Consider the following 22,407-nt stretch of genomic DNA (forward strand, 5'->3'; position numbering starts at 1 on the left):
TTAATCTGCCGATAATAAAAAGCTGCTTAGCTGTGTTCCGAGCTTGCCGCTCTTCGCGGCCAAGGAGATGGATCTTTTAAAATCCGCAATCGGCAGAGCAAAAAGGTTAAGATGGCCTATGTTCTTGGCCACGAGTTCAGGCACAATCGCAAATCCCATGCCAGCCATAACATAGCCAAATATAAAGTCTCCGAAGGATACCTCATTCACGATATGGGGCTTGTGCCCAAGCGCCTCCATTTGCCCATGAATATGGTTTCGCGTATCGCATGGAGCTTGATGGACAATGAGCGGCTCCCCGCACAGATCGGAAAGGGTCACGGTTGTTTTCGACCGAAAACGATGGTCTACTGAAAAAACCGCATAATAACGTTCCGTAAACAATTCGCAATGCCACACCGAATCGTCGGTATACAAGCTATCCACCAACACGGAATCCAGTCTTCCTTCCTTCAACGATTGTAAAAGGTCCCCGGATGTGTTTTGAATCATTAACGTATGAGAGCGTTGTAAGGCTTTTATTCTTGAAGGCAGGTAATAAGTAGCCAGACTGGGAAGACTACCCAACGCCAAGTGATCCGTCTGCCGATATTGTTGCAGCTCCCGGCGAATCGAAGCCAGATCGGAAATGACCGGAACAATTCTCGTATAGAAGCGTTCGCCCGCTTCGGTAAGCTCGATCCCGCCGGACGTTCGATAGAACAAGGTCACATCCAGATCATGCTCCAGATTCCGAATGTGCTTGCTTAAGGCCGGTTGCGAAAGATTGAGCTCTTTTGACGCCTTGGAAAAGCTTTTTAACTTAGCCGCTTCGGCAAAACTGTGCAGCCACTCCGTATTCATCGATCTATCCTCTCCCATAACGATACGTTATATCCCTATAGCATAATGATTGTTCTGTATGCATTGAAGGTATGGTACCTTTTTATAGTGATCCGATCTTCTTCATCATAACATAACGTTATAGGGTTCGGTCTACGAGTAATTCAATCCACTATAACGGATCGGTGTATAAAAGGAGGATAACGATGAACAAGGTTCTGCTTCTTACCATAGGCATGTTTGCTCTTGGATTTGACGCTTACGTGGTTGCAGGCTTGCTGCCCGATATCGGCGCGACGTTTCACAAAAGCGATTCCCAGGTGGGACAAGCCGTTAGCGCTTTTACTTTATGCTACGCGCTGGCGGCTCCCATCTTTGCGACGCTGTTGGCGGGAAAGTCCGTTCGGAAGAGCTTAATTTTTGCGCTTGCCGTATTCTCGGTCGGAAATGCAGCTAGCGCTCTCGCTCCTAATTTTTCCTTGCTGCTTATCGCACGGGCTGTGGCGGGGATCGGAGCCGGTCTGTTTTCCCCTTTGGCTTCGGTTGCGGCGGCATCTCTGGTTCCCACGCAAAAACGCGGCCGGGCGCTCGGGATGATCCTGGGAGGAATGAGTACAGGAACGGTGGTAGGCGTTCCAATCGGGTTATTCGCTGCCGAGAAAATTGGCTGGCAAGGAACGCTTTGGCTCATTACCGTCATTGGTCTTGGCGCCATGATCGGGATTTTATTGTTTTTTCCGAACTTTTTGGCCGCGGCTCCGCCGTCCTTACGCCAACGTGCCGCGATGCTGACCGATAAAAAGGTATTGGCGATTGTCGGGATTACCTTTCTGGCCAGTATTGCGAGCTTAGGTCTTTACACGTATATCTCTTCCGTCTTGTATGAAATCGGTAGGATTGCCAATACCGCTCCCTATCTGTGGGCTTGGGGGATAGGCGGGGTTGCGGGAAGCTTTACCATAGGATTTCTGATCGATCGAACGGGCCGTCCGGCGCGGCTCATGGCTGTGCTCCTGTCCATCCTGGCCTTAGCCATGTTCGGCATCCCCTTCGCGCTTAACATCCCGGCACTGGGCTTTCTCCCATTTCTGTTGTGGGGAGCGGCCGCATGGGCTTCGTTAGCCCCGCAGCAGCATGCCTTGCTCCATGCACAGCGCGATCACGCTGAAGCGGTTGTGGCCCTAAACAGCTCGGCCAACTATTTAGGTAGCGCCGTGGGATCATTTGCCGGAGGCGTTGCTCTGTTCGGGGGTTTTCGTCCGTCCTTTCTTCCTTTTGCCGCGGGAAGCGTGATCTTACTGGCCATTCTCGGCCAATTAAGAATACTCGCGTCTGCACGTGCGGACGCGGCCAAGTCTACTCCTGCGCACCGATAAACCGTCCATATTTATGGACGCAGAGTGTCGAGAAAGTGGTCTCCAAATAGAGAGGAACATACGAAGGTGGGGTATGCACTGGAGGAGCGATAGCGTTCGCCTTTGTCCGCGGGAAATATCCGCTGCGAAGCGGCTTCAAATCAAAATTTCCTGCGGACAAGAGTGACCGGAAGTGGATGCCCCACCCCCTCGCTAACCTCTATCATCCCATTTCTCGACAAGCTCACCGTCCATACTCATGGACGGTTTTTCTGCTATGCGACAAAATTAGTGCAAAAAATTAAACAAAGAAGAAATTTCACCGCATTGAGAGCGTTTACTTTAGCGATTATAGTTAATAACAAGAACAAGAACAAGAAATCCGGCGGGACACATCAAGCGAAGCAGACGAAAGCGCTTTTTTACAAAAGCAAGGTCCCGTTGTCCCGGATTTCAAGCCATATCAAATATAAAACGGAGGGGTTCTACAGATGAAAAAAGCGTTTACGGGCATTCTCGCCTCGCTGCTTCTGGTCACGACGCTGGCAGGCTGCGGCACGGAGCAGGCGGCACCGCAAAACACCGCATCAGGAGATACGGGCACGAAAAACGAAGCGAAAAAAGGAGGCAAGCTGACGCTGTACTCGCCTAACGCCGCCGAAGTCAATAACCCGATCATCAAGGAATTCCAGGACCGTACCGGCATCGAGGTGCAGCTGATCTCCGGAGGCACGGGCGATCTGCTGAAGCGGGTGCAGGCAGAAGCGGTTTCCCCGCAGGGCGACGTGTTCTGGGCCGGCGGCGCCGACTCGCTGGAGGCGTACAAGAAATTTTTCGAGCCGTACAAAACGAAAGAAAACGACAATCTGCTGCCGGAGTACGTCGACAAAAATGGCGTATGGACACCGTTCGCCGCGCTGCCGATGGTCATCATGTACAACAAAGAGCTCGTGAAGGCGGGCGAAGAGCCGAAGAGCTGGAACGATCTGCTCGATCCGAAGTGGAAGGGTAAAATCGCTTACGCCGATCCGGCCAAATCCGGCTCGTCGTATACGCAGCTCGTGACGATGCTGACCGCTTTCGGCAAAGACGACAAGGGTTGGGACTTCGTCAAGAATTTCGTGAAAAACTTGGACGGCAAAGTGCTGTCGGGCTCGGGTCTCGTGTATAAAGGCGTCGCGGACAAAGAGTTCGCGATCGGCATTACCCTGGAAGAAGCGGCGCTTCGTTACGTGGAAGGCGGAGCCAAGGTAGGCATCGTATATCCGTCCGAAGGCACGTCCGCCGTACCGGACGGCGCGGCGATCATCAAGGGCGCGCCGAACATGGAGCAGGCGAAGCAGTTTATCGATTTCCTCGTCGGCAAAGACGTGCAGTCCCTGATTCAAAAAGAATTCAAGCGCCGCTCCGTCCGCAAGGACGCCGAGCCGATCCAAGGCATCGTCCAAACGAAGGACATCAAGCTGGTCAACTACGACTTCGACTTCGCCGCGAGCAAGAAGGACGACAATATCAAGCACTTCTCCAAAATTATAACCGGCGCGGAATAACGCAATCCGCCTATGTTCTAAGGGTGCCTTTGACGATCGTCCGACGAGGCGCCCTTTTTTTCCAAAGAAACGGAGGCTCGATCCATGCAAAAGATCGTATTTGACCATGTCACCAAATATTTCGGCACGCACAAAGCGGTCAACGACGCTCATTTTACGATAAACGAAGGCGAGTTTTTTACCCTGCTCGGTCCGAGCGGCTGCGGCAAAACGACGCTGCTGCGCACGATCGCCGGCTTTTATCGCCAAGAGGAGGGCGGCATTTACTTCGGAGACAAGCTGATCAACGACGTGCCGACCCATCAGCGCAACATCGGGATGGTGTTCCAAAACTACGCAATTTTCCCGCACATGACCGTGTTCGAGAACGTGTGCTACGGGCTCAAGGCGCGCAACGTCCCGAAAAAGGAAATGGAGGAGCGCGCGATGGAAGCGCTTGAAATGGTGCAGCTGGCGCACCTGCGCGACCGCGTTCCTTCGGATATGAGCGGCGGGCAGCAGCAGCGGATCGCGCTTGCCCGCGCAATTGTCATTCGTCCGGGGCTGCTGCTGATGGACGAGCCGCTGTCCAACCTGGACGCCAAGCTCCGGGTCAAGATGCGCTCCGACATCCGGCGGCTGCAAAAGGAGCTGAACATCACGACCATCTACGTGACCCACGATCAGGAAGAAGCGCTGGCCGTCTCCGACCGGATTGCCGTCATGAGCGAAGGCGTCATCCAGCAGATCGCTTCTCCCGAAGACATCTACTCGTATCCCGCGAACAAGTTCGTGTCCAATTTTATCGGCACTTCGAATTTTATCGAAGGTCATTGCTCCGGCTATAACGAGGCGGCGCAGGAAGCGAGCCTGCGGCTGTTGGAGACGCATTGGAGCCAGAAGCTGTCGAGACCGTACGAGGGCAAAGTGCTGTTCTCGATTCGCCCCGAACGGATCCGATTGCGCGGCGAAGAGCCGGGAGAGCGTCTGGTCCGGGGGACGATCGACAGCGTGACGTTTCTGGGTGAGAAGGTCAGCTATACGGTCCGGCTTTCCAACGACTCCGTCATCGAAATTCAGGAGCATGCGATCGAGCCGCACCGGATGAGAAAAGCGCATCAAACCGTGTACGTCGATCTGCAGCTCGACAAGGCGACTTTGTTCGACGAATCGGGCAAGGAGGTTTTGTACCGTGCAGCCTACTAATGCCGCCCCGGCACTGCGGCCCAATCCGTTCAAACGCCTGCTTCAACCCAAGCAGTGGGATTTCTGGACTTGGGTCACGGTGATCGTGTACGTATTTCTGCTGGCATTCATTTTGTACCCGCTCGTGTCGTTGTTTTGGAACAGCTTTTTCAATGACAAAGGTGATTTTTCTCTAGAAAACTATGGAAATTTCTTGAAGCTAAAATATTACTACGGCTCGCTATGGAACAGTTTGAAGGTGTCGGCGCTGGCGACGGTATTCGCGATTCTCGTCGGGGTTCCGCTTGCGTACGTGACGGCCCGGTATAACGTCAAATTTAAGGGTTTGATCCAAATTCTCGTCATCATGTCGCTGCTGTCCCCGCCGTTCATCGGCGCCTATTCGTGGATCTTGATGCTCGGGAACAACGGCTTCATTACCCGGTTCCTGCAGGATATCGGAATTCCGTTCCAGTCGGTGTACGGCTGGAAGGGCATCGTGTTCGTGTTTACGCTGCAATTTTACCCGCATATTTACCTGTACGTGTCCGGCGCGCTCAAGACGATCGACACCTCGTTGGAGGAGGCCGCCGAAAGCTTGGGACGTGGCGCGTTCCATCGGCTGATGACCGTGACGCTTCCGCTTATTTTCCCGACGCTGTCGGCCGGGGCGCTGATGGTGTTCATGGCTTCGTTCGCCGACTTCGGCACGCCGATGCTGCTGGGCCAAGGGTTCAAGGTGCTGCCGATTCTCGCGTACGAGCAGTTCATCAGCGAAATGGGCGGCAATCCGGCGATGGCGAGCACGCTCAGCGTGATCCTGATCTTCTGCTCGACGACAATCTTGTTCGTACAGCGGTATTTCGTCTCGCGTAAAAATTATTCGATGACCGGCATGCGCACACCGAAGGTTCAGTCGCTGAAGACGCTGCCGAAGTGGCTGCTCACCTTCGGGGCGCTGCTGGTGGCCTGCATTTCGATCATTCCGCAGGCGACGGTCATCGTGACGTCGTTCATTAAAACGAAAGGGCCCGTGTTTCACCCCGGCTTTAGCTTGAACAGCTACAAGGAAATTTTGTACCGGGTGCCGAAGGCGATCGCCCATACGTACAGCTTTTCGCTGATTTCCATCGTCATTATGATCGTGATGGGCATGCTGGTAGCTTACGTGCTCGTCCGCCGCAAATCGAAGATTACCGCGATGCTCGACGGGATCCTGATGATTCCTTACGTCATGCCGGGCACGGTGCTCGGGATTAGCTTGATTATCGCTTTTAACAAGCCGCCGGTCATTTTGACGGGGACGTGGGTCATTCTGGTGATCGCCTATGTGATCCGCAAGCTGCCGTATACGATCCGCTCCAGCACCGCCATCCTGACGCAGCTCGACAAGAGCGTGGAAGAAGCGTCCATCAGCCTCGGCGTGCCGCCGATGAAGACGTTCTTCAAGACGACGGGACGAATGATGGCGCCGGGCGTCATGTCCGGGGCGATTCTGAGCTGGATTACGACGATCAACGAGCTGAGCTCGACGGTCGTGCTGTACACTGGGGCGACCGCAACCATTTCGGTCACGATCTACAGCGAAGTGTTCACGGCGAATTACGGCACCGGCGCGGCGCTCGCTTCGATCCTGTCCATCAGTACGTTAATCTCGCTGCTGATCGCCAGCAAGCTGAGCAAAAAAGGGCTTCAGCTGTAATTGACGGGTGCCTGATTTCCGAAGGCATGTTCGTGATACAATGGAAGTAAGAAGCCGCTCGTATCAGGAACTGGAGGAATCGCCATCATGAAGCTGCGTACTTGGCCGGTTCGGCTTGTCCTCGGATGCATCGCCGCAGGCGCTTTGGTTTACGGGTTCACTCACGGAAAGCTGTCGGAGGACGAAGCGAAGCCGCCGGCCCCTCCCGCGTCGCTGTCGATCTGGGTATACAGCAAAGGCTGGGAGGACATGGTTCACGCCTTCGGGCAACGCTACCCTCATATCGATGTCCAAATCCGCTCGTTTCGTTCTTACGAACAGCTGTACACTGAGCTGCTTGCGTCGATATCGGCCGGCGCGGCTCCGCAGCTTGCAGAAATCCATAGCTTCTACGGTATCGCCCAGCTAGCGTCCACTGGTGCGGCGCTGCCCGTGGGGAATGTGTTGACCGCCGGGAAGCCGGCATTTCTTCCGGCCTTTTCCGCCGCGTTCCGGTATCGGGACGAGGATTGGGCCGTCCCTTTCGGAGGCAGCGTGCCTGTGCTTTACTACCGGGAGGAGCCTTTCAAGCGGCTGGCCGGGCGTGCCCCGGCGTTAAGCACCTGGGAGGAGGTCCGGCAGACGCTGTCGCTCGTCAAGGAGCCTCCGGGCGAAGAGGTGTCGAAGGGCTACGGGACGATGACGGTCGATAAAGAGCTGCCTTGGTATTTGGCGAGTATGAGCTACGCCCCGAAGGAGTCCGGCGGGCCGGCCGCGGAACGTACGCGAAGCGCGCTGGAGCTGTGGCGGAATTTGACGCACGAATCCAAGCTGATGAAGCCTTTGCAGCACGATAGGGCTGCAAGCGATTTTATTAACGGCAAGGCCGGCATGTACGTCGGCTCTTCCGATAAGCTGCCCACGATCGAACGCTACATCGGCGGGAAGTTCTCGTTCGATCTGGCAAAGCTGCCCGCTTGGAAGCAGGAGGCGCTTTTGCCCGGCGTGCATGGGCTTGTGGCATTGAAGAGCGACCCGGTGCGGCTGCAAGCGGCGCAAAGCTTCGTGCAGGAAATCACGGCTCCGGAGGCGCAGTCGGCCTTGTGGAATACGGTGGGACTGATTCCGGCGCGTGAAGATGTGATCGGAAAGCTGGAGGAGGAGTCCGCCTTGAGCGAACGGCTGCGGCGGATCTTGAGCTGGCTCCCTTCCTTGGCCGGCCGCGCGCCGCGGGACGACGATTACGAGCGGTGGAAACGGACGGAACACATGCTGGAGCAGATCGAGCTGAACCCGCAGGAGCCGGTGGCGGACGTCGGAATGCTGTACTAAAGCCTTACCACTATAAGCAGAGGATCGGGTGGAGGAGACTATGAACATACAAACGTTAACCCTGAAGGGAACTGCCGAATGGAACGAGGACGCGCTGGTCGTTAACCCGGGCGTATCGATGTACGGGGTGCTTGACGGAGCGACCTCTCTGCATCCGTTCCGCGGGCCTAACGGGGAAACCGGAGGATATTTGGCTTCCCGGACGATTCAGCAGTATCTGGAATCGCTGCAGGCCGAAGACTTGGCGGGCATCGATTTGAAGGAAGCGGTCGTTCAAGCGAATGTCCGTCTGAGGGGAAAAATGAAGGAAGCGGGCATCGATCTGACCGATCAGGCGGCGCTGTGGACCAGCGCGCTGGCGGTTGTCCGGGTTCACGACCGTTATATCGATTACGCGCAGGTAGGGGATTGCATGATCGCCGCCTCCTACGCCGACGGAACGATCCGCACCGTATCCCGCGACCAGGTCGCGCACATCGATTACGAGTCCAAGAAGATTTGGGAGGAAGGCCTCCGCAGCGGCGTCCAGACGCGGGAAGAGTTGTGGGAGCTGGTGAAGCCGCACATTCGCGGCAACAAATCGCGGATGAATACGCTAAGCGGCTACTCCGTGCTTAGCGGGCAGCCCGAGGCGAACGATTTCATCGAATACGGGCGGATCAACCGCATCCAGCTGCAATCGATTCTGATCGTGAGCGACGGACTGTTCCCGCCGAAGACGAGCGCTCAGCCGCCGGCCGACGGCATCGGCGAACTGGTGACCCTCATCAAGGAAATGTCGCTGGAAGGGTATGCGAAATGGCTGATGAATTTGGAGGCGGAGGACAAGGAATGCCGCAAATATCCGCGGTTCAAAGTATCCGACGACAAAACGGCGGTTCTGATTCGCTTTGATAATGAATAGCACATAGAAGACGGGCGATCCTCTGGGACCGCCCGTTTTTTTATTGCCCGGGGTTTTTCATGAACGCAGCATCGATTTACCAGAAGAAGTCATCGTTCTCTCTATTGAATCCGAAGGCCATTGAATACAATGAGGGGGAAGAACATTCTCAAATCGCTATCCGCATTTCGGGGAGGAGCCTTATGAAGCTTTCGTTAAGCATGTGGAGCTTGCATCGTACGGTGAGGGCAGGCGGTTGGACGGTCATCGATTTTTTGTCGTTTTGCCGTAAGGAGGGCATCGATTCGGTCGAGCTGCTGAACGTATTTTGGCAAAATCAGGCTCGGGAGCTTGACGAAGTTGTTCGTTACACCCGGGAGAACGGCATCCGGGTCGTCAGCTATGCGGTCGGTAACGATTTCGTCAGCGCCTTGGAGGAAGGGCGGTCAGCGGCCTTGCGGGAAATTACGGACGCGTTCCCGGTGGCGAAGGCGCTCGGCACGTCCGTCGTTCGCGTCTTCTCCGGCAGTCTGCATTCGGAAAACGACTACGACCAGGCGCGCGGCTGGATCATAAACGGCCTGTCCGAAGCGGCGAAGCGGGCGGAAGAAGCCGGGATTACGCTCGCTCTGGAAAACCACGGCCAGTTGGCCGGGAGAGGCGGGCAGGTGAAAGACATCATTGAGCAAGTCGGGTCAAAAGCATTACGCTCGACGTTCGATACGGGCAACTTTCTGCTGGTCGACGAGCATCCTTTACAAGCGATCGAGCCGCTGCTGCCGTATATTGCGCATGTCCATGTCAAGGATTTCAAGCGGCATCCGGAAGGAAGGTATCAATCGCTGGGCGGCCAGACGTTCGAAGGCGCCGTGGCAGGCGAGGGCGATACGCGTCTGACTTCGCTGATCGAACGTCTCGAAGCGTCCGGTTATGCCGGGGCGTACGTGCTGGAGTACGAAGGGACAGGCGATGAAGCCGTGGGCATTCGCGGAAGCTATGCTTTTGCAGATGAGTACAACCGTACGCATGGGGAGGGCAGGCCATGATCCGAGAGCGGGAGGCGGAGATCGTCGTCATCGGAGGCGGAACCGGCGGATGTGCGGCGGCATTGGCCGCGGCCAGACTCGGGAAGCGCGTGATCATGACCGAGGAAACGGAATGGATCGGCGGACAGCTGACGAGCCAGGCGGTGCCGCCGGATGAGCATCCGTGGATCGAGCAGTTCGGCTGTACGCGCAGCTATCGGCAGTTCCGGGACGGCGTGCGCAGCTATTACCGGCGGCATTTTCCGCTGACGGCCGCAGCGCGGTCGAATCTTCTGCTGAACCCCGGTAGCGGCGGTGTCAGCCGGTTGTGCCACGAGCCGCGGACGGCCCTCGCCGTGCTGCAGCAGATGCTCGCTCCGTTCGTTCACAGCGGGCAGGTAACGATTTTGATGCGACATATGGCGGAGAACGCCGAAACCGACGGAGACCGCGTCTTGTCAGTGACGGTGCGCTGCCTGCGGACCGGGGATCGCACCGTGCTGACCGCCTCTTATATCATCGACGCGACCGAGTGCGGAGATGTACTGCCGCTGGCGGGAGTCGAGTACGTGACCGGAGCGGAGTCCCGCAGCCAGACCGGCGAGCCGCACGCTTTGGACGGAGCGGCCGACCCGCTCGATATGCAGGGCTTCACCTACTGCTTCGCGATGGATTACTTGCCCGGCGAAGACCATACGATTGCGAAGCCTTCTCAATATTCGTTCTGGCGCAACTACCGGGCCGACTTCTGGCCGGATAAGCAGTTGAGCTGGACCGGCGTGCGCCCGTCTACGCTGGAGCCGGTCACTTACGAGCTGTTCCCAGGCACGGAGCGCTATTCGCTGTTTCAATACAGGCAGATCGTCGATAAAACGCATTTTGCCGAAGGTACGTACCGCAGCCATGCGACGCTCGTCAATTGGCCGCAAAACGACTATTGGTTGGGCCCCGTCATCGAGGTGAGCGAGGAGGAGCGCCGGCGCCATCTGGAGGGCGCCAAGCAGCTCAGCCTGTCGCTGCTGTACTGGCTGCAGACGGAAGCGCCCCGGCCGGACGGCGGGCAGGGCTACCCGGGCTTGCGCCTGCGTCCCGACATCGTCGGCACGGAGGACGGACTGGCGATGTATCCGTACATTCGCGAATCGCGGCGCATCCGGGCCGAATTTACCGTGCTGGAGCAGCATGTCGGCGCCGATTGCCGCCCCGGCGGCCAAGCGGCGGCGTTCCACGATTCGGTCGGTATCGGGGCCTACCGTATCGATTTGCATCCGAGCACGGCCGGACGGAACTATATCGACATCTCGTCGCTGCCGTTTCAAATTCCGCTCGGCAGCCTGATTCCGATCCGCGTGGAGAACCTGCTGCCCGCCTGCAAAAATTTGGGCGTCACCCACATTACGAACGGCTGCTACCGGCTTCACCCGGTCGAGTGGAATATCGGGGAAGCGGCCGGCGCTCTTGCCGCCTATTGCATCGACAAGCGCATCACCCCGCGGGCCGTCCGCGGAAACGCGCAGCAGCTCTCGGCGTTCCAATCGCTGTTGACCCGAGAAGGCGTGGAGCTGGTTTGGCCATCGGTGCACGCCATTTAGCCGAGTGGGTAAACCTTATTTGATCACAAAACGAGGTGTAGTGTCATGAGCAACAAAATCCGCATTGCTATCATCGGAGCGGGCTCGATCTCGGAATTGCATCTGCAATCGTACCGGAACAATCCCCGAGCGGAACTCGCAGCCATTTGCGACCTTAACGAAACCCGGGCGCAAGCGAAAGCGGAAAAATACGGCATTCCGCACGTCTACACGGATTACCGGGAGCTGCTGTCCCGTCCCGACATCGACGCTGTCAGCATCTGCACGTGGAATAACGGCCACGCGCCGATCAGCATCGCAGCGCTCGATGCGGGGAAGCATGTGCTCTGCGAGAAGCCGCTTTGCAAGACCGTGGAAGAAGCGTTAGCCGTCGAGCAGGCTGTGCGCCGCAGCGGGAAGACGCTGCAGGTCGGCTTTGTGCGCAGATACGGTGCCAACACGCGTATCGTCAAGCAGTTTGCGGACAACGGGGAGCTCGGCGACATTTATTACGCCAAAGCGTCCTGCATCCGCAGACTGGGCAACCCGGGCGGCTGGTTCTCGGATATCGAGCGTTCCGGCGGGGGACCGCTGATCGACGTAGGCGTTCACGTGATCGATCTGTGCTGGTATATGATGGGCAGACCGAAGGTCAAGTCCGTATCCGGCAATACGTACCGCAGGCTCGGGAACCGCTCCAACATCAAAAACCTCGCGTTCTACAAGGCCGCCGATTACGACGCCGGGCACAACGATGTGGAGGATTTGGCGAACGCCTTGATCCGCTTCGAGAACGGGGCGTCCCTGCTTGTGGACGTCAGCTTCGCCCTGCATGCCAAGGAAGACGAACTGACCGTCAAGCTGTACGGCGAGAAGGGCGGCGTGGAGCTGGAGCCGAAGCTGGCGATCGTTACGGAGCGGCACGACACGATTTTGAATATCGTCCCGCAGATCAACAACTTGTCGTTCGATTTCGCCTCCGGCTTTCAGGATGAGATCGATTATTTTATCGAGGTATGCCGGGGCACGAAGGAAACGATCAGCCCGGTGGAAGACGGCGTCGAGATGATGAAGATGCTGTGCGGCATTTACGAGTCCGCCGCCCAAGGCGCCGAAATTCGATTTTAACTATCGCTGAGCAGCACAAGCGAAAAGCCCGCCTGTAACCATAAAAGGTCGGGCGGGCTGTTGTGCGGCGTTTACTTGCGGCTGCTTTTGTACCATTCGTTGGCCGCTTTGATCATGTCGCTGCCGCCGCTTGCTCTCCACTGCTCCAGAAACTTGTTGTAGGTTTCCAGCGGCTCGGCCCCGGTGACGTACTTGATGAAGGCATCCTCGGCCTGTTTTTGCAGCTTCTGCGAATGTTTCGAGATGTCCGCCATCGGCGGGGCGTAGGTCAGCGCGTCGTGGTACAGGATTCCTTTTGCATTCGCTTGGTACGCTTCGTAATTGTTCTGGACGAACTCGTTCTTGCGAACGCGCGCTTGCCAGTACGCCTCGTAATTTTTCTCGTCCGTTCCCGTCAAAAAGTCGCTTCCGAAGTTCCATTCGTCGTTGAATTTGGGCAGAATCGGATAGTACTTGCCATCCTTCACTTCATGGTGTACCCCTTCCCGGCCGATGGCCAGCCCCTTGAATATCTCCTTCTCCAGCTTGAGGTCCAAATATTTCATCGCTTCCTCTTTATTCGGAGACCACTTCGGGATGGCAATAAACCACGGAATGCCACCGGTGCCGACCTGCGCTGCTTTTCCGTTGTCCCCTGTCAGATAAGGCAGGATGCCGATCTTGGCGTCCGGGAAGTTTTTGGCCAGCGTGTTGTTGAGATTGGCGGCGTCCCACCACCCGGACCGGAACATGAACGCCTTGCCGCTCGTAAACTTCTCCAGCAGCTTGTTCGGCTGGTTGATTGCCCATTCCGCGTCGAGCAGCCCCTCGGTGTACAGCTTCTTCATGAACGCGAGATAGTCCTTGGTCTTCGGGTCTTCGACCATATGGACAATTTTGCCGTCGCGCACGCTCCAGTTCGTGCCCGGACCGTAATACCAACCGAAGGTGGAGCCGATCTCCGCCTGGAACGGATCTTTACCTCCGGTTATCGGGATGACGTTCTTCTTCTCCTTGACCGTCTTCAGCACGGCGTACAGCTCGTCGCGGGTCGTCGGAGGCTTCAGCCCCAGCTCATCGAGCCAATCCTGCCGGTACACGAGCGCCGTGCCGGTCGCCACGCCCGAGCTGCCTTCCGGGATGGCGTACAATTTGCCGTTCAGTCTGGCGCCGTTCCACGAGGCCGGGCCGATGACTTCCTGCATGTTTTTGCCGTACTTCTTGATTAAGTCATCCAGTGGCTCCAGCGCGCCGGAGGAAGACAGCTTGGCGTACTGGTTCGCGTTGAGCTTCATGATATCGTAGGGCTCTTTGTTCGCCATGAGCAGGTTCAGCTTTTCGTCGGCGTTTTCGACCGGCAGCATATCGTACTTGACGTCGTAGCCGGTTTTTTCCTTCAAGTATTTGCCGACCGGGTCGTTATTCGGATCGAACCGGTTGTATTGCAAAAGCTGGCGCAGCTGCGGCTTCCCGGTGCCCGATTTAGCCGGTTCGGGGGCTGGGCCCCCGCCGCTGCAGGCAGTTGCGATGGAAGCGAGTACGGTCACGGACAGGATGGCAGCCAGTTTCTTGGTCATCGAAGAACCTCCCTTGGATGGTCATGGTTGAAGTAAAAGCATAGTTCACTACGGTTATTCCTTGACCGAGCCGACAAGAACGCCTTTAACGAAATAGTTTTGCAGGAACGGGTACACGAGCAGGATCGGCACGGTCGCGAGCAGAATCGAGGCCGCTTGAATCGCTTGCGGCGACGTGTTCATGGCCGCGTCCACGTTAAGGTGTGCGCCGAGCTGCAGGAATGTGTCGCTGGAGGAGACGAACAGCTCCTTCAAATACAGCTGCAGCGGCTTGTTCTCCGGGGTGTTGATGTAGATCAGCGAAGCGAAGTAATCGTTCCAGAACGCGACGGCGTAGAACAGCGCGATCGTCGCCAGCACGGGCAGGGACAGCGGCAGCGTGATGCGCCACAGGATCGTCAGATTGCCCGCCCCGTCGAGCTTCGCCGATTCCTCCAGACTGTCGGGCAGGCTCTCGAAATAATTTTTAATGATGAGCATGTTATAGACGCTGATCATGGCGGGCAGGAACAGCACGGGCAGCTTGTCGATCAGTTGCAGGCTTTGCATCAGGAGATAGGTCGGAATAAGCCCCCCGCTGAACAGCATGGTGAAAATGTACATCAGAATGAACCATTTTCGGCCGTGCAGCCGGGGTTTGGACAGCGGGTAGGCCGCCAGCGTCGTCATGAACAGCGCCAGCAGCGTCCCTGCGACCGTAACAAACACCGAGACTTGAAACGAGGCGAGGAACAGCGATTGGCTCATGACGTACCGGTACGTGCCGATCTGCCAGTCTACCGGCAACAGCGTGACGCGCCCGGAGACGACGGCTTCCTCGCTGCTCAGCGATTTGGCGATCAGATTCAGGAACGGGAACATCGTGGTCAAGCCGAGCAGTACGAAGAACGCGTAGTTCAGCGCCGTGAACGCCCGCCCGGCGGGCGAAGCCGACATGCTGCCGCGGCGTGGGCGTTGGCGGAGTGCGGACTTTGCAGTGTGTGACATTTTGATCATGAGGCTCCTCCTTTTACCAGATGCCGCGCTTCAAATATTTTCGCGCCAGTCCGTTGCCGGCGACGATCAGCACGAAGGCGATGACGGATTCGAACAAGCCGACCGCCGTGGAGAAGCTGTAATCCTGCTCCCCGAGGCCGATCCGGTACACGTACGTTCCGATAACGTCGGCCACGTGGTAGACGCTCGGGTTGTACATGACGAGAATCTGCTCGGTCCCCGCCTCCAGAATCGATCCGAGCCGCAAAATGAACATGAGCAGGATGATCGGCACGAGGCCCGGCAGCGTAATGTGCAGCGTCTGCTTCCATTTGTTCGCCCCGTCCATCTTGGCCGCTTCGTACAGCTGCGGGTCGATGCCGGTCAAGGCGGCCAAGTAGACGATCGTGCTCCAGCCGACCTCCTTCCAGCCGGCGGAGGCGACGAGCACGGAGCGGAAGACCTCGCCGTCCAGGAAAAACTTCACCGGCTCCCCGCCCAGCAGGGCGATCCACCGATTCACGATCCCTCCGTTCACCGATAGCAGATCGATGAACAGTCCGCTGACGATCACCCAGGACAAAAAGTGCGGCAGGTAGACGATCGTCTGAATGGTACGCTTGAACAGCATATGCTTCAGTTCGTTCATCAGAATGGCGACGATAATCGGGAGCGGGAATAAAAAAACGATTTTGTATACGGAAATGAGCAGCGTATTGCGGAACACTTGCAGGAAGCCGGAGGAGGTCAGCAGCTTCTCAAAATGCTTGAAGCCGACCCATGGGCTGGCGCTCATGCCGTCGAAGATGTTGAAGTCCTTGAACGCGATGACGATGCCGTACATCGGCGTATATTTGAACAACAACAGAAACAGCAGGCCGGGAACAAGCGCGGCATACAAATCCCAGTCTTGGCGGACATCGGCCCAGAGCCGGGCCCGTTTGATTTTGCCGGTTCGCACGCGGTGCGGCACCTCCTTAATTCGACGACGGTTTGCGGTGCGGGAAGCTTGATTTCAGTGTACCGGGGGGAGGCCTGGGAGGGTAGAAGAGGGCGATGACCTTTTTTGGTAGTTTGATTGTTTTTTGACGGAAGGCAAACGGAAACGGCGCTTCGCTATGGCAGGTTGTCATATAAATACCAAATAAAGTAATTATATTCCCTTATATGGAATTATTTGAATCTTGTAGACTTAAAGTGGAAATCCCATTTAAAGCCAAGGAGAGTGGTTTGGATGAAGAAAAGGTTTGTTTTATTGGCTGTCGCGGCTGCCGTCATGGCGGTGTTCCCGACGGCGATAAGCGCCAGCGATGCACCGGGGCGTGCGAAAAGCGGAGGGGAGCCGGTGTCGATCGACATGAGCGGGGCGGAAGTGACGGACTTTACGAGGACGGCAACGGCTGCAAAAATCGACGAGGTGCTGGCCAAGGCCCGCCAGGCGGGGATGGAGAGCGTACAAGCCCATGGCTTGCAGAGAAGCGCGGCAGCTGCTGGACATACGGTCGATTACACGTTAATCGACGGGGATACCGCGTATTTCTATGAGAAGAGCCCGACGCAGGCGAAGGAGAAGGTCTACGTCTACGAAGCTGCAGCTTCGGAAGCGGGCGGCGACGCCGACAAGCGGCTTGCGGCAATGGCGGGCAACCTTCCCGATGGCATCGGAGGCCGGGCGATCGTCAATGGGAACGGCTCGTACCTTAACGCGACGGTGCGCTTGGCGGCGTCGAATCAGCTGACGGGCGCACCTTCGGGGGCAACGTACACTTACGCCGGGTTTAGCGGCACCTCCGGCAGCCAAGGGGTAGAAACCGATATGGGCTTGCAGTACAGCAATGCGTACAATAATCAAAAATGGCTGCCCGTGCTGTCCGTATTTAAAGGCTCCAAGCAATTCGGAACGTTGGTGCCGCCCTATAATCAGGTGCAGTATAAGAACGGGTATAAGCCCGGTACGGATGTGAACCTGACGGCTTACCGGAACTCGAACGGCAGCGTGCGGCTGTCGCTCAGCGGGTATGCCATTTGCTCCGACATGAGCTGCTCTTCCCAAACGGATACGTACCTCACGGCGGTTGCGGAAGTAGCGAATATCAATGTCTCCAGCGTAAGTAAGTGGAAAATGTTAGCTACTCTCGCCGGTTCCGAAAGCGTGACGGGAAGGAACTATGCCGAATTCAAAAATGTGAATGTGGACGGGGCGGCGCGGACTCCGGTCAAAGATGTGGAGGATTATGCGACGGTCGTCGTTTCCGGAAACAATGTGACGATTAACGTTTCCAGATAACGCCTGATTTTTGCGATACTTGCGGAATCGAATCGAACAAGCCCTTGCCGGGGGCTTGTTCGATTTTTTTTGTTCCGCTGCCGGTTCACGGCTCAGGGCTTCATCTCTCCCGGTGTGACGCCCCAATATTTGCGGAAGACCTTCGTAAAATAGCTCACGTCCCGGTATCCGGTCAGCATGGCGGCGTCGTATACCTTGGCGCCTTTGAGCAGCGCGGCTTTGGCGGCATCCATCTTGCGCTCCAGCACGTACGTAGAGAACGGCTTCCCGGTTTCCTGCTTGAACAGCCTGCTCAAGTAGGACGAATTGACATACAGCCGGTCCGCGACCGTATGCAGGGTGAGCTCGGAGTCCAGCTCCTTCTCGACGATGTCCAGGATCGTCCGGACCGTATCATGGCTAATGCATTGGCGCTGGTTCTGCACGTAAGCGGCGATATGGCGGACGGTGCGGCTCAGCCATGCCTGGATCTGTTCCTTCGTCGTCAGCAGCAGCGGATTGTGGAAGAACACGTAGTCGTCTCCGGTCACTTCCTTGACCCGCCAGCCTTGGCGCTGGATCGTCCGGGTCAGCAGGCTGACGAAATAAAGCACATGCTCGTGCACGTCATCCACGGACACGGCCCGGTCCATTCCTTCCGTCCACAGCGCGGAAGCCAGCTCCTCCGCTTTGCCCGGATCGCCTGTCTCCAGCGCAATCTCCAGCCCCTTCTCCAAGGTCGGCTGCATCGTAAGCGCGGAAGTTCCTTCCGGCTCCTCCCGGTACGGAATCGCGATATCCCGCCCGTACACTTTGCGGCACAGCAAAGCTTTGCCGGCTTGAGCGTACAGCTTGTGCAGCTCCTCCGGGCCGCCGGTCGCCCCGCAGATGCCCGCGCTCGCCGTGAGCTTAAGACATTCCTTCACTTTGCCGAGCAGCCGGGTGACGGTCGTATGCGCATGCAGCAGAACGTCGTTCGGGTCCTCCTCCGGCCCCGCATCGAACAGGATGACGGTACGGCCTTCCGGATCGGTAAAGCTCCAATGCCTGGACCGTTGAAGCAGCTCGCTTACGATGCTGTGAAGGGAAAATAAGAGGAGCTGCCGGTCCTTCGGGCCGAAGCGCGTTTCCGCTTCGGGGAGCGGGTCCATATCGAGCACGGCGACAGCAAGCTGGCGGTCCGGCTTCAGATCGAGATGCACGTCCTTGCCGTACTGCACCGCTTCGCGCAGGCTGTAGGCCCCTTCCGCCCATCGCCGGAAGAAGCTGCTGCGCAGCTGCGGCAAATGCTGCCGCCATTTCTCCTGCAGCATCGCCTGATTGCTGATCCGCTCCAGCTCCTGCCGAAGCTGTTCGGCCGCTTCCAGCACCGCTTTCAGAATTTCTTCGTCCCCGGCGGGCTTCAGCAAATACTTCATCACCCCGACGTCCATCGCGGCTTGTGCGAATTCAAAATTATCGTGCCCGCTCAGGATGATCAGTTTCACCAGCGGGTCCAGCTCCTGCAGCTTGCGGGCCAGCGTGATGCCGTCCATCTGCGGCATTTCGATATCCAGCAGCACGATATCCGGCTTCTTGCGTTCGAAGAGCCGCAGCGCTTCGAGCCCGTTCTCGGCCGTGCCGATCACTTCGATGCCATGGTCCTCCCACGGAATATGATGCATCAGGCTGTTGCGCAGGCGGATTTCGTCTTCGACAATGAATAAGTTCATGCCAGCTTCACCTCTTGGTGCAGACCGGGATGGGGAGGCTCCAGCTCGTGATTCTCCTTGCACTTCTCCAGCGGAAGAATCAGCGTCGCGGTCGTGCCCTGGCCCTCCGCGCTGCCTATTTGCAGTTCGGCCCGTTGGCCGTAAACGATGAGAATGCGCGACATGACGTTGCGCAGGCCGAACAAGTCCTTGGGGTTGCACTGCCTGTACGATAGCGCCCCCGATTCATAGGCGGCCAGCTTGGCCAGCTCGCTGCGGATATGCTCCAGCCGCGCCGGGGGAATGCCGGTCCCGTTGTCCTGCACGGTCAACACCAGACAGCCTTCCTCCACGCGGCTGGCGATGAGCAGACGGCCGTCTCTGCGCTTTTCCAGCCCATGAAGAATCGCATTTTCCACCAAAGGCTGCAACATCAGCTTCAGCACGGGGACGTCCTTGCTTTCTTCGGACAGCTCATAGCTGACTGTGAACGAATCGAGAAAACGGAGCTGCTGCACCCGGATGTAATAGTGCAGGTGTGTGACCGTTTCTTCCACGGAGAACGTTTCTCGTCCCTTGCTTAGGCTGAGCCGGAAGAAGTTCGATAAATTCAGCACCATTTCGCTGATTTCGTCGGCGTCGTAATTTTTGGCGGTCCAATAAATCGAATCGAGCGTATTGTAGAGGAAGTGCGGGTTGATCTGCGACTGTAAAAATTTCAGCTCCGTGTTGGCGAGCTGCAGCTGCTGCTCGTAGTAATTTTCGATCAGGTGGCGCTGCTCCTCGACCATCTTGTTGAACGCCCGGGTCAAGTAACCGAGCTCGTCGGCCCGGTTGTTCTCCAGCCGGACGTTAAAATTGCCGCTTCCGACCCGCTTCATTCCCTTCAGCAGACGCTGCACGGGAGAAGCGATGCCGCTGTACACCCCCCAGGAGATGAGGCAAGCGAGCACGATGCTGACTCCGATAATAATGTAGGTATATGTCCGGTTCAGGTTCGTTTCCCGGTACAATTCTTCCTTCGGCTGGGTCAGCACGAGCGACCATTTGTAGTAGGCCGAATCGACCTTCGTCGAAATCACGGACCCGCTTCCGCTGTCTTCGTCCACGCCACTCCGCATCCGGCCGGCACTTTCCGTTCCCGTCACAAGTTGCCCCATATCGTTATATAGAGCGATTTGCGCTTGAGGCGACGGCAGCAGCGACACGAGCAAGTCGAGCAGCTTGTCTTTGTTCAAAGTAATAATGAGCAGATTCGGCACGCGGTCCGGGTTGTTGAGGTCCATCGTACGGACCAGCGAAATACTGTCCGTATTCAGGACGGAACCGAACGTCTGCCGTCCCGGAAACTCCATGTCGGGCATGATGTAGGTAATGGCGGTGCCTCCGGCTTCGGCCAGCTCCTGCAGCCTCAGCACCTGAAGCGGATGCTCGATCACCTTGCCTCCGTTAGCGGTATTAAGCAGCATTCGGGAGGAAGCGTGATACAACGAAATTTGGGAAACCATCGGGCTGATCGAGGTGATGCTTGAGAGCTCCTTGATGACCTCGTAAAAATTGACATACGATTGCGCCGTCAAACTCGGCCCCGTTTCGTTCAGCAGCTTCAGCAGGTTGTTGTTCGTAGCGGCCAGCGTCGAGATTTGCTCCACATTTTGCAGCGTGACGTCAATATAATCCATCGAAGAGGTCAGCGCACCCTTGGTCCGTTCCTCGGTTTGCTCAAGCAGAATGCGCTGGAAACGGAAGTTGGCGAACAGACTGACGATGACGAGTGGGACCAGCACGAGGACGAAATACACGGTGAGGCGGAGCTGGATTTTTTCCGTATACCGCTTGTACAACCAAGGCCACAGTCGCATCAACGCACCACCTCCCGCTGCTTTTGGTACCACTCGTTGACTTCCTTCGTGATTTCGTCGCCGCCCTCCCGCCTCCACCAGTCGGTATACGACTCGAACCGGTCCAAAGGAATGACGCCGACGATCATTTTGATGTATACGTCACGGAGCGCAGACAGCTTCTTCTTGTACTTTTCCATGGCGGGGGTGGGGGGACCCTGAAATTCGTCCCGAATGATATTCCGCTCGACCGCCTGAACGTTTGAGTACAACTGGAAGCGGGGGCCGAGCGAATCGAGCCGCTCCTTCAATAAGGCGGGGGAAGGCAAATCGACGAGCGAGGAGTACATGCCCCGGTACAGATGCTTGTCATGCTCCGTGAAGTCGGTCACGATGCGCCCGTCCCGCTCGCTCCAGACTTGGTTCCGGAAGCCGAGCTTCAGCTCGCGGTTGCCTTCCCCGGCGATGAAGTTCAGCATTCGGATGACGGCTCCGGCCCGGAGGCTGTGGGCAGGAACGACTTGATACTGGCGGATCAGCGAAGTTTCGTACGTGCCCTTGTGGCCTGCCGGTCCGACAGGGTAATCAAGGGGAATCCATTCGGCCTGCGGGTCGTTTTTCCGGTTCAGCTCGATCGTCCCGCGCGTGTCGTACCAGGTTGCCGACAACAGCCCGACTTGGCCGGAAGCGACCTTTTGATAGAGGCTCCAATTTTTGTTGATCGGAAATTCGGGATCGAGGAGTTGTTCGGCATACAAGCGATGGAGAAAAGTAAGCGCTTCCTTCGTTTCGGGCAAAATGTCCGCATACACCAGCTTGCCGTCCCGTTCCAGCCATTGGCCGAGCTGGACGCCGAACGCTCCGAAGAAAGGGGAGGACCGTCCCAAATTTTCGATGAGGGTCAGCCCGTGCGTCTCGGGCTTGCCGCTGCCTGCCGGGCCGCTGCGGGCAAACGCCCGAATGACCTCGTAATATTGCTCCAGCGTTTGCGGCGGCTTCAGGCCAAGCTTGTCCAGCCAATCCTTCCGCGCGTACATCAGCTCGGTGCCGCGTATTTCGTTGATGCTGGGAATTGCATAGATGTTGCCGTTGAGGGTGACTTTATCCCAGGCCTCCTTCGGGATGCCCGCCTTCAGCGCGGAGCCGTAGCGGTCGATCCAATCGTTCAGCGGCTGGAGGAGGCCGCTCTTGGCATAGTTGGCGACCCAGACGTCGCTGAACACGCTCAGCATATCCGGAGGATTGCCGGAAGCCATAAGCGCGTTCAGCTTCACTTCGTATCCTTCGGAAGGCGGCACCATGACGCGGATATCCAGATTCGTCCGCTCTTTGATGTAGTCGAGATACGGGTTCCGGTTCTCGTTCAGGCCCTTCGGGAACGTAAGCCCCAAGCTGTTCAGAACGACGGAGACCGGCTCCGGCGGGTCGGCTTCCGGAGAGCCGGCCCGGTAACATGAAGTCAGTCCGACGATGCTAAGGATCGATGCGAGCAGCAGGGGGCAACGAATCCGTTTTGCATTCACGGCCATCTACTCCTTTGGAAAAGGTGGTTTGGCTTTTTTACTTG

The 22,407-nt window shown here is 57.1% G+C and carries 17 protein-coding genes; 10 read left to right on the forward strand and 7 right to left on the reverse strand.

The window, feature by feature from the left end; all coding sequences use genetic code 11:
- The gene (locus tag PEL01S_RS21755; protein WP_127461819.1) at positions 1 to 843 is read right to left on the reverse strand and encodes a LysR family transcriptional regulator; all 843 of its coding nucleotides are present in this window, start codon (positions 841 to 843) and stop codon (positions 1 to 3) included.
- A 185-nt stretch (positions 844 to 1,028) separates the two neighbouring features.
- Between PEL01S_RS21755 and PEL01S_RS21760 the strand changes: the two genes are divergently transcribed.
- The 9 genes from PEL01S_RS21760 to PEL01S_RS21800 all read left to right on the forward strand — a co-directional run bounded on the left by PEL01S_RS21760 (position 1,029) and on the right by PEL01S_RS21800 (position 12,511).
- Positions 1,029 to 2,198: an MFS transporter gene (locus tag PEL01S_RS21760; protein ID WP_127461820.1), complete on the forward strand. Its 1,170-nt coding sequence runs from the start codon at positions 1,029 to 1,031 to the stop codon at positions 2,196 to 2,198.
- A 470-nt stretch (positions 2,199 to 2,668) separates the two neighbouring features.
- Complete coding sequence (locus tag PEL01S_RS21765) at positions 2,669 to 3,727, forward strand: ABC transporter substrate-binding protein (protein ID WP_063187220.1); 1,059 nt, start codon at positions 2,669 to 2,671, stop codon at positions 3,725 to 3,727.
- Between the two features lie 84 nt (positions 3,728 to 3,811).
- The gene (locus PEL01S_RS21770; RefSeq protein ID WP_063187222.1) at positions 3,812 to 4,912 is read left to right on the forward strand and encodes an ABC transporter ATP-binding protein; all 1,101 of its coding nucleotides are present in this window, start codon (positions 3,812 to 3,814) and stop codon (positions 4,910 to 4,912) included.
- Positions 4,899 to 6,593: an ABC transporter permease gene (locus PEL01S_RS21775; protein ID WP_082867209.1), complete on the forward strand. Its 1,695-nt coding sequence runs from the start codon at positions 4,899 to 4,901 to the stop codon at positions 6,591 to 6,593. Before PEL01S_RS21770 ends, PEL01S_RS21775 begins: the two co-directional genes overlap by 14 nt.
- 87 nt (positions 6,594 to 6,680) lie before the next feature.
- Positions 6,681 to 7,904, forward strand: a complete 1,224-nt coding sequence (locus PEL01S_RS21780; protein WP_127461821.1) for an extracellular solute-binding protein — start codon at positions 6,681 to 6,683, stop codon at positions 7,902 to 7,904.
- Between the two features lie 40 nt (positions 7,905 to 7,944).
- Positions 7,945 to 8,808, forward strand: coding sequence for a protein phosphatase 2C domain-containing protein (locus PEL01S_RS21785; protein ID WP_127461822.1), 864 nt, complete (start codon positions 7,945 to 7,947; stop codon positions 8,806 to 8,808).
- 182 nt (positions 8,809 to 8,990) lie between these two features.
- Positions 8,991 to 9,833 (forward strand): sugar phosphate isomerase/epimerase family protein, encoded by an 843-nt coding sequence (locus PEL01S_RS21790; protein WP_127461823.1) that lies wholly within the window; start codon positions 8,991 to 8,993, stop codon positions 9,831 to 9,833.
- A complete protein-coding gene (locus tag PEL01S_RS21795; RefSeq protein WP_127461824.1) occupies positions 9,830 to 11,404 on the forward strand; it encodes an FAD-dependent oxidoreductase in 1,575 nt (524 codons plus the stop codon). Before PEL01S_RS21790 ends, PEL01S_RS21795 begins: the two co-directional genes overlap by 4 nt.
- Positions 11,405 to 11,449: 45 nt before the next feature.
- Positions 11,450 to 12,511 carry a Gfo/Idh/MocA family protein gene (locus tag PEL01S_RS21800; protein WP_127461825.1) on the forward strand — a complete coding sequence of 354 codons (1,062 nt, stop codon included), beginning with the start codon at positions 11,450 to 11,452 and terminating at the stop codon, positions 12,509 to 12,511.
- Between the two features lie 71 nt (positions 12,512 to 12,582).
- Here the strand turns inward: PEL01S_RS21800 and PEL01S_RS21805 are convergent, their stop codons facing one another.
- From PEL01S_RS21805 to PEL01S_RS21815, 3 genes are all read right to left on the reverse strand, one after another.
- Complete coding sequence (locus PEL01S_RS21805; protein WP_127461826.1) at positions 12,583 to 14,067, reverse strand: extracellular solute-binding protein; 1,485 nt, start codon at positions 14,065 to 14,067, stop codon at positions 12,583 to 12,585.
- Between the two features lie 54 nt (positions 14,068 to 14,121).
- Entirely contained in the window at positions 14,122 to 15,003 is an 882-nt protein-coding gene (locus PEL01S_RS21810) for a carbohydrate ABC transporter permease (protein WP_371860722.1), read from the reverse strand.
- Positions 15,004 to 15,076: 73 nt separating this feature from the next.
- The gene (locus PEL01S_RS21815; RefSeq protein ID WP_127461828.1) at positions 15,077 to 16,003 is read right to left on the reverse strand and encodes an ABC transporter permease; all 927 of its coding nucleotides are present in this window, start codon (positions 16,001 to 16,003) and stop codon (positions 15,077 to 15,079) included.
- A 273-nt stretch (positions 16,004 to 16,276) separates the two neighbouring features.
- On the opposite strand from PEL01S_RS21815, the gene PEL01S_RS21820 reads away from it, so the two are divergent.
- Positions 16,277 to 17,329: a YrpD family protein gene (locus PEL01S_RS21820; RefSeq protein ID WP_127461829.1), complete on the forward strand. Its 1,053-nt coding sequence runs from the start codon at positions 16,277 to 16,279 to the stop codon at positions 17,327 to 17,329.
- Between the two features lie 92 nt (positions 17,330 to 17,421).
- Here PEL01S_RS21820 and PEL01S_RS21825 read toward each other — a convergent pair whose 3' ends face one another.
- The 3 genes from PEL01S_RS21825 to PEL01S_RS21835 are packed head-to-tail and all read right to left on the reverse strand — an operon-like array spanning position 17,422 to position 22,369.
- A complete protein-coding gene (locus tag PEL01S_RS21825) occupies positions 17,422 to 19,020 on the reverse strand; it encodes a response regulator (protein ID WP_127461830.1) in 1,599 nt (532 codons plus the stop codon).
- Complete coding sequence (locus tag PEL01S_RS21830; protein ID WP_127461851.1) at positions 19,017 to 20,861, reverse strand: sensor histidine kinase; 1,845 nt, start codon at positions 20,859 to 20,861, stop codon at positions 19,017 to 19,019. The genes PEL01S_RS21825 and PEL01S_RS21830 overlap by 4 nt, the downstream gene beginning before the upstream one ends.
- A complete protein-coding gene (locus PEL01S_RS21835; RefSeq protein WP_127461831.1) occupies positions 20,861 to 22,369 on the reverse strand; it encodes an extracellular solute-binding protein in 1,509 nt (502 codons plus the stop codon). Before PEL01S_RS21835 ends, PEL01S_RS21830 begins: the two co-directional genes overlap by 1 nt.
- Between the last annotated feature and the right edge of the window lie 38 nt (positions 22,370 to 22,407).

The organism is Paenibacillus elgii NBRC 100335 (assembly GCF_004000865.1).
GTDB lineage: Bacteria > Bacillota > Bacilli > Paenibacillales > NBRC-103111 > Paenibacillus_G > Paenibacillus_G elgii.